At 72.4% G+C, this 12,840-nt stretch carries 12 protein-coding genes; 6 read left to right on the top strand and 6 right to left on the bottom strand.

What is annotated here, in order from left to right:
- Positions 1–21: 21 nt before the first annotated feature.
- Positions 22–1,149 (bottom strand): molecular chaperone DnaJ, encoded by a 1,128-nt coding sequence (gene dnaJ, locus L7D48_RS17615; protein WP_237880406.1) that lies wholly within the window; start codon positions 1,147–1,149, stop codon positions 22–24.
- A complete protein-coding gene (gene hrcA, locus L7D48_RS17610) occupies positions 1,150–2,166 on the bottom strand; it encodes a heat-inducible transcriptional repressor HrcA (RefSeq protein WP_101254251.1) in 1,017 nt (338 codons plus the stop codon).
- 202 nt (positions 2,167–2,368) lie between these two features.
- Here hrcA and L7D48_RS17605 point away from each other — a divergent pair, with 202 nt between their 5' ends.
- The 3 genes from L7D48_RS17605 (at position 2,369) to hemW (ending at position 5,376) form a co-directional block, all read left to right on the top strand.
- Positions 2,369–3,082 (top strand): MBL fold metallo-hydrolase, encoded by a 714-nt coding sequence (locus L7D48_RS17605; RefSeq protein WP_237880405.1) that lies wholly within the window; start codon positions 2,369–2,371, stop codon positions 3,080–3,082.
- Positions 3,083–3,170: 88 nt separating this feature from the next.
- On the top strand, positions 3,171–4,040 hold the full coding sequence (locus L7D48_RS17600; protein ID WP_237880404.1) for a DUF3097 domain-containing protein: 870 nt from the start codon (positions 3,171–3,173) through the stop codon (positions 4,038–4,040).
- A gap of 103 nt (positions 4,041–4,143) precedes the next feature.
- Positions 4,144–5,376: a radical SAM family heme chaperone HemW gene (hemW, locus tag L7D48_RS17595; RefSeq protein ID WP_237880403.1), complete on the top strand. Its 1,233-nt coding sequence runs from the start codon at positions 4,144–4,146 to the stop codon at positions 5,374–5,376.
- A gap of 76 nt (positions 5,377–5,452) precedes the next feature.
- On the opposite strand, the gene L7D48_RS17590 is transcribed toward hemW, so the two are convergent.
- Positions 5,453–7,342, bottom strand: coding sequence for a long-chain fatty acid--CoA ligase (locus L7D48_RS17590; RefSeq protein ID WP_237880402.1), 1,890 nt, complete (start codon positions 7,340–7,342; stop codon positions 5,453–5,455).
- Between the two features lie 402 nt (positions 7,343–7,744).
- Complete coding sequence (lepA, locus tag L7D48_RS17585; RefSeq protein WP_237880401.1) at positions 7,745–9,622, bottom strand: translation elongation factor 4; 1,878 nt, start codon at positions 9,620–9,622, stop codon at positions 7,745–7,747.
- Positions 9,623–9,842: 220 nt separating this feature from the next.
- On the opposite strand from lepA, the gene rpsT reads away from it, so the two are divergent.
- Positions 9,843–10,109: a 30S ribosomal protein S20 gene (rpsT, locus tag L7D48_RS17580; protein WP_093654535.1), complete on the top strand. Its 267-nt coding sequence runs from the start codon at positions 9,843–9,845 to the stop codon at positions 10,107–10,109.
- A 268-nt stretch (positions 10,110–10,377) separates the two neighbouring features.
- Here the strand turns inward: rpsT and holA are convergent, their stop codons facing one another.
- On the bottom strand, positions 10,378–11,370 hold the full coding sequence (holA, locus tag L7D48_RS17575; protein ID WP_237880400.1) for a DNA polymerase III subunit delta: 993 nt from the start codon (positions 11,368–11,370) through the stop codon (positions 10,378–10,380).
- Positions 11,371–11,493: 123 nt separating this feature from the next.
- On the opposite strand from holA, the gene L7D48_RS17570 reads away from it, so the two are divergent.
- Together L7D48_RS17570 and L7D48_RS17565 are read left to right on the top strand one after the other, a co-directional pair.
- A complete protein-coding gene (locus L7D48_RS17570; protein WP_237880399.1) occupies positions 11,494–11,739 on the top strand; it encodes a hypothetical protein in 246 nt (81 codons plus the stop codon).
- Between the two features lie 127 nt (positions 11,740–11,866).
- Positions 11,867–12,337, top strand: a complete 471-nt coding sequence (locus L7D48_RS17565) for a pyridoxamine 5'-phosphate oxidase family protein (RefSeq protein WP_237880398.1) — start codon at positions 11,867–11,869, stop codon at positions 12,335–12,337.
- A gap of 32 nt (positions 12,338–12,369) precedes the next feature.
- On the opposite strand, the gene L7D48_RS17560 is transcribed toward L7D48_RS17565, so the two are convergent.
- Positions 12,370–12,840 (bottom strand): ComEC/Rec2 family competence protein (locus L7D48_RS17560; protein WP_374492630.1); only part of this gene is annotated, 471 nt, incomplete at its 5' end.

The following is a 12,840-nucleotide window of genomic DNA, read 5'->3' as shown; positions in this document are numbered from 1 at the left end:
GGCACCCCCCCGAGCGCGGCCTCAGCGACCGTTGAACGCATCCTTCAGCCGCGAGAACAACCCCTGCTGCCCCGGCTGGAACTGGCCCGTGGGCCGCTCCTCGCCCCGCAGCTTGGCCAGGCGGCGCAGCAGTTCCTCCTGCTCCGGGTCCAGCTTGTTCGGCGTCTGGACCTCCACGTGGACGATCAGGTCGCCGCGGCCGCCGCCGCGCAGATGCGTCACACCGCGCTGGTGGAGCGGGATCGACTGGCCGGACTGGGTGCCGGGCCGGATGTCGACCTCCTCCAGACCGTCCAGCGTCTCCAGCGGGACCTTGGTGCCCAGCGCCGCCGCCGTCATGGGGATGGTGACCGTGCAGTGCAGGTCGTCGCCGCGCCGCTGGAAGACCGGGTGCGGCATCTCGTGGATCTCGACGTACAGGTCGCCCGCCGGGCCTCCGCCCGGGCCGACCTCGCCCTCGCCGGCGAGCTGGATGCGGGTGCCGTTGTCGACGCCTGCCGGGATCTTCACCGTCAGGTTGCGCCGCGAGCGCACCCGGCCGTCGCCGGCGCACTCCGGGCAGGGGGTGGGCACGACCGTGCCGAAGCCCTGGCACTGCGGGCAGGGGCGCGAGGTCATGACCTGGCCCAGGAAGGACCGGGTGACCTGCGAGACCTCTCCGCGGCCGCGGCACATGTCGCACGTCTGCGCGGAGGTGCCCGGGGCCGCCCCCTCGCCGCTGCACGTGGTGCAGACGACCGCCGTGTCCACCTGGATGTCCTTGGTGGTGCCGAAGGCCGCCTCGTCCAGCTCGATGTCGAGCCGGATCATGGCGTCCTGGCCGCGCCGGGTGCGGGACCTCGGCCCGCGCTGGGAGGCGGCGCCGAAGAAGGCGTCCATGATGTCGGAGAAGTTCCCGAAGCCCCCGCCGAAGCCGCCGCCCCGGCCCGCGCCGCCCGTGGGGTCGCCGCCGAGGTCGTACATCTGCTTCTTCTGCGGGTCGGAGAGCACCTCGTAGGCGGTGTTGATCTCCTTGAACCGCTCCTGCGTCTTCGGGTCCGGGTTGACGTCAGGGTGCAGTTCGCGCGCGAGCCTGCGGAAGGCCTTCTTGATCTCGTCCTGCGAGGCATCGCGCTGTACGCCCAGGACCGCGTAGTAGTCGGTTGCCACTTACGACTCCGCGAGGATCTGTCCGACGTAACGTGCCACTGCGCGTACCGCTCCCATCGTTCCGGGGTAGTCCATGCGGGTCGGCCCGACCACACCGAGCTTGGCGACCGCCTCGTCTCCCGAACCGTAACCGACCGAGACGACCGACGTGGACGTCAGCCCCTCGTGAACATTCTCATGACCGATTCGCACCGTCATGCCCGGATCCTTGGCCTCCCCCAGCAGCTTGAGCAGGACGACCTGCTCCTCCAGAGCTTCCAGCACCGGCCGGATGGTCAGCGGGAAGTCGTGCACGAAGCGGGTGAGATTGGCGGTGCCGCCGATCATCAGCCGCTCCTCGGTCTCCTCCACCAGAGTCTCCAGGAGGGTGGCGAGCACCGTCGAGACCGTGCCGCGGTCCTCGGCGTCGAAGGACTCCGGCAGATCCTGCACCAGCCTGGGCACCTCCGAGAAGCGCTCGCCGACCACCCGGCTGTTGAGCCGGGCGCGCAGGTCGGCCAGGGACGACTCCGAGATGGGGGCGGGGCAGTCCACCATGCGCTGCTCGACCCGCCCGGTGTCCGTGATCAGCACGAGCATCAGACGCGCGGGGGCCAGGAGCAGCAGCTCGACGTGGCGGACGGTCGAGCGGGTCAGCGAGGGGTACTGGACGACGGCGACCTGGCGGGTGAGCTGGGCCAGCAGCCGCACGGTGCGGCTGACGACGTCGTCGAGGTCGACGGCGTCCTCCAGGAAGTTCTGGATCGCCCGGCGCTCCGGCTTGGACAGCGGCTTGACGCCCGCCAGCCTGTCGACGAACAGGCGGTACCCCTTGTCGGTGGGGACGCGGCCCGCGCTGGTGTGCGGCTGGGCGATGTACCCCTCGTCCTCCAGGGCCGCCATGTCGTTGCGCACGGTGGCCGGGGAGACCTGGAGGTTGTGCCGCTCGGTCAGTGCCTTGGACCCCACCGGCTCCTGCGTGCCCACGTAGTCCTGGACGATGGCGCGCAGGACTTCGAGTCTGCGTTCGCTGAGCATCTGGGCGCACCTCCCGTCCGGCCGTCTCTTTCCGGTCCTCTTCTCTGGCGTTCTCTGGCACTCTCAGCCGGTGAGTGCCAGTCACCCTGTGCCAGTGTACGGCCGGTGACCACGGCCAGGGCAAGGGCGGGCGCCGACCGGGAGGGCGATCCCCGCCACATCCCGGCGGGCACCGCCCGCGTGATGGCGCTAGCGTCGCGGTATGGAGACGGATTGGGAAGAGCTGTCGCCTGGAGTCGTACGCCGCCGCATGCCCGGCTGGGACGAGACGGTCGGGGCCGTCGCGGGCGAGTCGGGGATGCTGGTGGTCGACACGGGCGCGACGCTGGGTGACGGCGCGCGCGTCCGGCGGCACCTGCACGAGCGCTTCGGGCTGCCGGTGACCCATGTGGCGCTGACCCATCCGCACTTCGACCACGTCCTGGGCGCCTCGGCCTTCGCCGGGGTGGAGGTCTACGGGGCGGTGGGGATCGAGGACCTGCTGGTCCACTCGAAGGACGAGTTGCGCCAGGACGCCGTGCGGCACGGCGTGGACCCGCGGGAGGCGGCCGAGGCGGTCGACGTGCTCGTCCACCCGCACCACCGGGTGGCCGGCGAGCTGACCGTCCAGCTGGGTGGCCGGGAGGCGCTCCTGGCCAACGTCGGCCCGGCGCACACCGCCCACGACCTGGCCGTCGTGGTCCCCGGCGTCCTGGGCGGGCCGGACGTGGTCTTCTGCGGCGATCTGGTGGAGGAGTCCGGCGAGCCGCAGGCGGGCCCGGACTCCCACCCCGTCCACTGGCCGGCCGCACTGGACCGGCTGCTCGCCCTGGGCGGCGAGGACGCGCGGTACGTGCCGGGCCACGGGGCGGTGGTGGACGCCGCCTTCGTCCGCGCCCAGCGCGACGCGCTGGCGGAGCGCTTCGGCACCGCCTGACGGATGCCCCGGCGGGTTTCGCGGCGGGGCTTCCGCCCCGGGTTTCACGGCAGGTTTCGCGGTGGCGATCCCGTAACACAATGACCGCATGCGCAGCAGACAGTACGGCCCCGACCTGACCCCTCCGTGGAAGCGGACCTCGGGGAACCACAGGCCCGCGCCCGAGGTGCCCGCCGAGCCGGATCTGGTGGTGGAGGAGGTCACGACCGGTTTCTGCGGGGCCGTGGTGCGCTGCGAGAAGACGGCGCAGGGGTTCACCGTCACGCTGGAGGACCGCTTCGGCAAGCACCGGGTCTTCCCGATGGAGCCGCGCGGTTTCCTGCTGGAGGGCAAGGCCGTCACCCTCGTCCGGCCCCGGGCCGCGGCCCCGCCCACCCCGAAGGCGCCCCGGCGCACGGCCTCGGGTTCGGTGGCGGTGCCGGGCGTCCGCGCGCGGGTGGCGCGGGCGGGGCGCATCTACGTCGAGGGGCGCCACGACGCGGAGCTGGTGGAGAAGGTCTGGGGCGACGACCTGCGGATCGAGGGCGTGGTCGTGGAGTACCTGGAGGGCGTGGACGACCTCCCGGCGGTCGTGGAGGCCTTCGGCCCCACTCCCGGGGCCCGGCTGGGCGTGCTGGTGGACCATCTGGTGCCCGGCTCCAAGGAGTCCCGGATCGCGGCCGAGGTCACCGGTGAGAACGTGCTGGTCGTCGGCCATCCGTACATCGACGTCTGGGAGGCGGTGAAGCCGTCCGCCCTGGGCATCGGCGCCTGGCCCCGGGTGCCGCGCGGCCAGGACTGGAAGACGGGGGTGTGCCGGGCGCTGGGCTGGCCGGAGAACACCGGCGCGGCGTGGAAGCGGATCCTGGGGAGCGTGCGCGACTACACGGATCTGGAGCCGGGGCTGCTCGGCCCGGTCGAGCGGCTGATCGACCACGTCACGGTGGGCGGACCGGCGGGCGGGCCCGACGGGCGGTGAGCCCCGGGGCCGGCGGCCCGCTTCGGAACGGCCGGCCGCCCGTCCCGGCCGCGGGCAGCCGGGACGCGGCCCGGTTCGGAACGGGTGCGGGACAATGGACCCCATGCCTTCCGCACTGCCCGACGGCGAGCCCGTCCCCGCCGACGGTTCCCTGCCCGCGCACGCCCTGGCGGACGCCGCGCGGCGCCCCCTCGGCTTCTACCTGCACGTGCCGTACTGCGCGACGCGCTGCGGCTACTGCGACTTCAACACCTACACCGCGAGCGAGCTGCGCGGCTCCGGCGGTGCGCTCGCCTCCCGGGACAACTACGCGCAGACGCTGGCCGAGGAGGTGCGGCTGGCCCGCAAGGTGCTCGGCGACGATCCCCGGCCGGTGGAGACGGTCTTCGTCGGCGGCGGCACCCCCACCCTGCTGCCCGCCGCCGACCTGGGGCGGATGCTGGCGGTGATCCGCGAGGAGTTCGGGCTGGCGGAAGGCGCCGAGGTCACCACGGAGGCCAATCCGGAGTCCGTCGGTCCGGCGTACCTGGCCGAACTGCGCGAGGCGGGCTTCAACCGGATCTCCTTCGGCATGCAGAGCGCCCGGCGCCACGTGCTGGCCGTGCTGGACCGCACCCACACCCCGGGCCGTCCCGAGGCGTGCGTGGCCGAGGCCCGCGTGGCGGGCTTCGAGCACGTCAACCTGGACCTGATCTACGGCACCCCGGGCGAGAGCGACGACGACTGGCGGGCCTCGCTGGAGGCCGCTCTCGGCGCCGGGCCCGACCACGTCTCGGCGTACGCGCTGATCGTGGAGGACGGCACGCGGCTGGCCTCCCGCATCCGGCGCGGCGAGGTGCCGATGACGGACGACGACGTGCACGCCGACCGCTACCTGATCGCCGAGGAGATGCTGTCGGCGGCCGGTCTCGGCTGGTACGAGGTGTCGAACTGGGCGGTGACGGAGGCCGCCCGCTGCCGCCACAACGAGCTGTACTGGACGGGCGCCGACTGGTGGGGCGCCGGCCCGGGGGCGCACAGCCACGTCGGCGGGGTGCGCTGGTGGAACGCCAAGCACCCCGGCGCTTACGCCCAGGCGCTCGCCGGGGGCCGTTCACCGGGCGTGGGCCGCGAGGTGCTGGACGACGAGGACCGGCGCGTGGAGCGGATCCTGCTGGAGCTGCGGCTGGTGGACGGCGTACCGCTGGACGTCCTGGCCCCGGCGGGGGCGCGCGCCGCCGAGCGGGCGCTGGCGGACGGGCTGCTGCGCCCGGAGGCGTACGAGCGCGGGCGCGCGGCGCTGACCCTGCGCGGTCGGCTGCTGGCCGACGCGGTCGTCCGCGACCTGGTGGACTGAGCGGACCGGACCGCCCCCGCCGGGCACCGGCCCGGCGGGGGCGGACCGGGGGCGAGCCGAGGCGCGCCCTCCGGTCTCACACCTCGCGGGTGCCCGCGTACATCTCCTCGATCAGATGGCCGAACTCCTTCTCCACCGCGGGCCGCTTCAGCTTCAGGCTCGGGGTGAGCTCACCGTGCTCGATGTCCAGGTCGCGCGGCAGGATCCGGAACTTCTTGATCGTCTGCCAGCGCTGGAGGCCCTCGTTGAGGCGCTGGACGTAGCCGTCGACGAGCTTGTGCACCTCGTCGGAGCCGACGACCTCCGCGTAGCTCTTCCCGCCCATCCCGTGCTCCTCGGCCCAGCCCATGATGGTGGGCTCGTCGAGCGCGATGAGCGCGGTGCAGTAGTTGCGGTCGGCGCCGTGCACCAGGATGTTGGAGACGTAGGGGCAGACCGCCTTGAACTGGCCCTCGACCTCGGCCGGGGCGATGTACTTGCCGCCGGAGGTCTTGATCAGGTCCTTCTTGCGGTCGGTGATCCGCAGGTAGCCGTCCTCCGACAGCTCGCCGATGTCGCCGGTGTGGAACCAGCCGTCCTCCTCCAGGACCTCGGCGGTCTTCTCCGGCAGCTTGTGGTAGCCCTGCATGATGCCGGGGCCGCGCAGCAGGATCTCGCCGTCCTCGGCGATGCGCACCTCGGTGCCGGGCAGCGGCTTGCCGACCGTGCCGGTGCGGTACGCCTCGCCGGGGTTGACGAAGCTGGCGGCGCTGGACTCGGTGAGGCCGTAGCCCTCCAGGATGTGGACGCCGGCGCCGGCGAAGAAGTAGCCGATCTCCGGCGCCAGGGCGGCGGAACCCGAGACGCAGGCGCGCAGTCTTCCGCCGAAGGCCTCGCGGAGCTTGGCGTAGACGAGTTTGTCGGCGACCGCGTGCTTCGTCTTCAGACCGGCGGGCGCGGAGGCGGTGCCGGTGCGGCGGAAGTTGTCCTGGGTGACCTTGGCGTACTCGCGGGCGACCTTGGAGGCCCACTTGAAGATCTTGTACTTGGCGCCGCCGCCGGCCCGCGCCTTGGCCGCGACCCCGTTGTAGACCTTCTCGAAGATCCGGGGGACGGCGGCCATGTAGGTGGGCCGCACGACCGGGAGGTTCTCGATGATCTTGTCGACCCGGCCGTCCACGGCGGTGACGTGGCCGACCTCGATCTGGGCCGCGGTGAGCACCTTGCCGAACACGTGCGCCAGCGGCAGCCACAGGTACTGCACGTCGTCGGCGCGGACCAGCTCCGTCGCGGCGATGGCCTTGGCCATGTAGGACCAGGCGTCGTGCGGCAGCCGTACGCCCTTGGGCCGGCCGGTGGTGCCGGAGGTGTAGATCAGGGTGGCGAGCTGGTCGGAACGCAGGGCGCCGACGGTCTCCTTGACCGCCTCGGGGTGCTCCTCGAGGTACGCCTCACCGCGCTTGCGCAGCTCGTCCAGCGACAGCACCCACCCCTCCGGGTCGCCCTCGGCGGCCACGGCGCCCTCCGCCTCGATGACGACGACGTGGGCGAGATCCGGCAGCTCGGCGCGGCGCTCGCGGGCCTTGGCCAGCTGCCCGGCGTCCTCGGCGATCAGCACACGGCTCTCGGAGTCGGCGAGGATGTAGGCGGTCTCCTCGGCGTTGGTGCTGGGGTAGACGGTCGTGGTGGCCGCTCCGGCGCACAGCACCCCCAGGTCGCACAGGATCCAGTCGACCCGGGTGTTGGAGGCGATGGCGACCCGCTCCTCGGGCCTCACCCCCAGGTCCATCAGGCCCGCGGCGATCGCGAAGACCCGCCGCGCCGCCTCGCCCCAGGTGTGGGAGCGCCACTCGTCCGGCCCCTGGCCCGAGGCGGGGGGCACGGGATAGCGGTACGCCTCGCCGTCCGGGGTCGCCTCGATGCGCTCCAGGAAGAGGTTCGCCACCGAGGGCGGACGGTTCTGGATCAGGGACTGGTTGTCGCTCACAACATCCTCCGGGGCCCGCGACGGTGCAGGGGGGTGGCTCCAAGGCTCGGCCCACCGCGAGTGCTGAGGTGGGAAGGGTGGAACGTTTCCGTGCTGTGCGTACTGCTCTGTGCGTATTGAGTGACTCGCGAGTAACAACCGAGCGGGCGATCAGCCTAAGGCGGAAGGCCCCGCCTTGAAAGAGCTTGCACACCGCCTGCGTGAAGCCGTGACCTGTGCGATACATACACCACATACACCGCCGCCCGCCCGTGCGCCCGCGCACGGGCCCGCACGCGTGAGGGCGCCGGTACGGCCCGCGCGGGCCGTACCGGCGCCCTCACGGACGCTCCGTCCTGCTCGGTCCTGCGGCTTCCGCCCGCGCACCGGACCGTACGGGCGGGCCCGGGCGGGCGGCGGGCCCTACTTCTTGCCCTTGGCGTCGCCGCCGCCGTCGGAGTCCGAGGAGAGCGCGGCGATGAAGGCCTCCTGCGGGACCTCCACCCGGCCCACCACCTTCATGCGCTTCTTGCCCTCCTTCTGCTTCTCCAGCAGCTTCCGCTTGCGGGAGATGTCACCGCCGTAGCACTTGGCGAGCACGTCCTTGCGGATGGCGCGGACGGTCTCGCGGGCGATGACCCGCGAGCCGATGGCGGCCTGGATGGGCACCTCGAACTGCTGCCGGGGGATGAGTTCGCGCAGCTTGGAGGCCATCCTGACCCCGTAGCTGTAGGCCTTGTCCTTGTGGACGATCGCGGAGAAGGCGTCCACCTTGTCGCCGTGCAGCAGGATGTCGACCTTGACCAGGTCGGCGGTCTGCTCGCCGGTCGGCTCGTAGTCGAGCGAGGCGTAACCGCGGGTCTTGGACTTGAGCGCGTCGAAGAAGTCGAAGACGATCTCCGCCAGCGGAAGGGTGTAGCGCAGCTCGACGCGGTCCTCGGACAGGTAGTCCATGCCCAGCAGGTTGCCGCGCCGCGACTGGCACAGCTCCATCACGGCGCCGACGAAGTCGTTCGGGGTCAGCACCGTCGCGCGGACGACCGGCTCGTGCACCTGGGCGACCTTACCCGTCGGGTACTCGCTGGGGTTGGTGACGACGTGCTCGGTGCCGTCCTCCATGTCCACGCGGTAGACCACGTTGGGCGCGGTGGCGATCAGGTCGAGCCCGAACTCGCGCTCCAGGCGCTCGCGGATGACCTCCAGGTGCAGCAGGCCGAGGAAGCCCACGCGGAAGCCGAAGCCGAGGGCGGCGGACGTCTCCGGCTCGTAGACCAGCGCGGCGTCGTTGAGCTGGAGCTTGTCCAGGGCGTCGCGCAGCTCGGGGTAGTCCGAGCCGTCCAGCGGATACAGGCCGGAGAACACCATCGGCTTGGGGTCCTTGTAACCGCCCAGCGCCTCGGTGGCCCCCTTGGAGAACTGGGTGATGGTGTCGCCGACCTTGGACTGGCGCACGTCCTTCACACCGGTGATCAGATAGCCCACCTCACCGACGGACAGGCCGTCGGAGGGCAGCATCTCCGGGCTGTTGGTGCCGATCTCCAGCAACTCGTGGGCGGCGCCGGTGGACATCATCTGGATGCGCTCGCGCTTGGAGAGCTTGCCGTCGACGACCTTCACGTACGTCACGACGCCCCGGTAGGCGTCGTAGACCGAGTCGAAGATCATCGCGCGGGCGGGGGCGTCCGCGACGCCGACCGGGGCCGGGACCTGCCGCACGACCTCGTCCAGCAGCGCGTCGACGCCCTCACCGGTCTTGGCGGAGACCTTCAGCACCTCCGACGGGTCGCAGCCGATGAGGTGCGCCAGCTCGGCGGCGAACTTCTCCGGCTGGGCGGCCGGGAGGTCGATCTTGTTGAGGACGGGGATGATCGTGAGGTCGTTCTCCATCGCCAGGTAGAGGTTGGCGAGCGTCTGGGCCTCGATGCCCTGGGCGGCGTCGACCAGGAGGATGCACCCCTCGCACGCGGCCAGCGAGCGGGACACCTCGTAGGTGAAGTCGACGTGCCCGGGGGTGTCGATCATGTTGAGGATGTGGGTCGTCCCCTTGTCCTCGCCCTCGGTGGGGGCCCACGGCAGGCGGACCGCCTGGGACTTGATCGTGATGCCGCGCTCGCGCTCGATGTCCATGCGGTCGAGGTACTGGGCGCGCATCTGGCGCTGCTCGACGACACCGGTGAGCTGGAGCATCCGGTCGGCGAGCGTCGACTTGCCGTGGTCGATGTGCGCGATGATGCAGAAGTTGCGGATCAGCGCCGGGTCGGTACGGCTCGGCTCCGGCACGTTCGATGGGGTCGCGGGCACGCAGGGTCCTGTCGGGTCATGGCTCGGATCGGTACGTCTCCCCCATCGTCCCATGAGTGGCGCTTACGGTCCGGTTTGGGAGTCGATCAGGCCTGCTGGTACCCTGACCGACTGTGTCTCAATGCCCTCGCGCGGGGCCCGGCGCGCGGACGGTGCGACGGGACCGCACGGGGAGACGGGACACGGAATCACACCTCATCACACCCGAGAAGGCTCTTTCGTGGCGAACATCAAGTCCCAGATCAAGCGGATCAAGACCAACGAGAAGGCCCGCCAGCGCAACAAGGCGGTCAAGTCCGAGCTGAAGACCGCGATCCGCCGCACCCGTGAGGCGATCGCCGCCGGTGACGCCGAGAAGGCCGCCGAGGCCGCGCGCCTGGCCGGCAAGAAGCTGGACAAGGCCGCCAGCAAGGGCGTGATCCACAAGAACCAGGCCGCCAACAAGAAGTCGGCGCTGGCCCAGAAGGTCTCCGCTCTCAAGGGCTGAAGCCCCCGGGCCGTCGGCTGACGGCCCACCCCGGTGCCGAAGCGGAATCCAGCGGACCCTCTCACCGCTCCGTGCCGGCCCACCGCGCCGCACGCGGCCTGCGTTCGCCACGCGGGTGCGGCGCACGACAAAGAGCCTGCTCACAGGCCGTAAAGCGAGACTGCCCGCCGGATTCCCCCCGGCGGGCAGTACACATTCCGCACGCACCCCGTGCGCATCACCTCCCCGCGCGCCGCTTCCCCGCGGGTTCTCCTCGCACCGCTCCGCCTCAGCGGGAGCGGGCCGCACGGGCGATGGTGATGACGGCCTTCTCCAGGGCGTACTCCGGATCGTCCCCGCCGCCCTTGACCGCCGCGTCCGCCTCGGCCACCGCGCGCAGCGCCGCCGACACCCCGGCCGCCGACCAGCCGCGCATCTGCTGGCGGACCCGGTCGATCTTCCACGGCGGCATCCCCAGCTCACGGGCCAGATCCCCGGGACGCATCCCGCGCGGGGCCGACATCAGCCTGCCGATGCCCCGCACCCCCTGGGCCAGGGCGCTGGTGACCAGCACCGGGGCCACCCCCGTGGACAGCGACCAGCGCAGCGCCTCCAGCGCCTCGGGCAGCCTGCCCTCCACCGCCCGGTCGGCGATGGTGAAGCTGGACGCCTCGGCACGCCCGCTGTAGTAGCGGGCCACGACCGCCTCGTCGATGGTGCCCTCGACATCGGCGGTGAGCTGGGAGCAGGCACTGGCCAGTTCGCGCAGATCGCTGCCGAGGATCTCCACCAGGGCCTGGCAGGCCTCCGGCGTCGCCGAGCGCCCGGCGGCGCGGAACTCACCGCGCACGAACGCCTGCCGGTCGGCGGGCTTGGTCATCTTCGGACAGGCGACCTCGCGCGCACCCGCCTTGCGGGCGGCGTCCAGCAGCCCCTTGCCCTTGGCGCCGCCCGCGTGCACCAGCACCAGGGTGATCTCCTCGGCCGGGGAGCCCAGATACGCCTTGACGTCCTTGACCGTGTCGGCGGCGAGGTCCTGCGCGTCCCGGACGACCACGACCTTGCGCTCGGCGAACAGGGACGGGCTGGTCAGCTCCGCCAGCGTGCCGGGCCGCAGGTCGGCGGGGGCGAGTTCGCGCACGTCGGTGTCGGCGTCGGCGGCCCTGGCCGCGTCGATCACCTGGCGCACCGCGCGGTCGAGCAGCAGATCCTCCTGGCCCACCGCGAGCGTGACGGGGGCGAGGGGGTCGTCGGTCGAGGACTTCCTGGTTTTACCGGCCATCGCGCACCAGCATCCCACGAGCCGCCGACAACCCCGGCCGCGCCGGGGTGGCCGGCGGGAGCGGGCGAGGACCGCCCGGGACCTGTCCGCGGACCGCTCCGGCGGCTGTCGCACAATGGCGCGGTGGACGACGTACGACACATCCTGGTGCTCCCCGACCGCGACGCCGCACAGGAGGTGGCCGAGGAGGTCGCCGAACGGCTCGGCCTGGCGGAGGAGCCGCGGCCGGTCCGCGAGGCGCTGGCCGGCGAGGACGACGCCGAGGACGCCCAGTGGCTGGTCGTCCTCGACGACCCGGGCGGCGCGTACGACCCGGCCGAACTGGACGCCCTCGCCGCCGAGTACGACGGCTGGCTGGAGAGGGGCTGAGGCCGCGCGGGCGCCATCCGGCGAACGGACCGGAAGCGGTTTGTCCGGGTGGTGGGCGGGAGTAGGGCGCGAGGCCCGGGGCGTCCGCCCGATGCGGCGTGCCGCACCGCCGGTTAGTGTCCGGCACATGACGGACACTCACCCGGCTCCGCGCACGGCGGAGCAGCGCAGACGCGATGTGCTCAAGCGGCTGGAGGAGGACGTGGACGCCTGGGTGTCCACGGTGAATCCCGACGCCACCCCCTGCCTCGTGCCGTTGTCGTTCCTCTGGTCCGAGGGCTCGCTGCTGATCTCCACCCGCGCCTCCCGGCCCACCGTCCGCAACCTGCGGGCGGCGGGCCGGGAGGCGCGGGCGCGGGTGGCTCTGGGGCACACGCGGGACGTGGTCCTGATCGACGCACGCGCCGAGATCCTCGATCCCGGTGAGTTGCCTGGACGGGAGGCGGACGCGTTCGCCGCGAAGCTGGGCTGGGATCCGCGTGGGAAGTCCGGATGGGTCTACCTCCGGCTGCGGCCGGAGAGGCTGCTGGCCTGGCGCGAGGAGAACGAACTGGCGGGCCGGGAGCTGATGCGCGACGGTCTGTGGCTCACGCGCTGACGGGCCTTCGGTGAGGGAGGCGAGTCGGCCCCTCACCCCGATGCGATCACCGTGCCGTCCGCGGTGACGGCCAGGGAGCCGTGGGTGTCGGTGCGCACAACGGCGGAGCCCAGGGCGTGCAGTCCGGCGAGGACTTTCGGGGACGGGTGGCCGTAAGGGTTGTCCTCCCCGCAGGAGACGAGGGCCACGCGGGGGCGCAGCCGCTCCAGCAGAGCCGGCTCCTGGTGGGCCGAGCCGTGGTGGGCCACCTTCAGGACGTCCACCGCGGGCAGGTCGGGGTGTGCCGCCAGCAGGCCGCGCTGCGCCGGGGGTTCGAGGTCGCCGGGGAGGAGGACGGTCAGGCCGGCCGCGCGGACGAGGAGGGTGACGCTGGCGTCGTTGGCTTCCTCGCCCGAGGCGGAGGGCGGCCCGGGCGGCGGCGGCCGACGGGGCCAGAGCACCTCCCAGGACAGGTCGCCGATCCGGCGCCGCTCCCCCGGCCCCGCCCCGACCACCGGTACCCC

It is taken from the genome of Streptomyces sp. ICN903, assembly GCF_022015835.1.
Classification (GTDB): Bacteria; Actinomycetota; Actinomycetes; order Streptomycetales; family Streptomycetaceae; genus Streptomyces; species Streptomyces fenghuangensis.
This window is presented reverse-complemented; position numbering and strand designations above follow the sequence as displayed.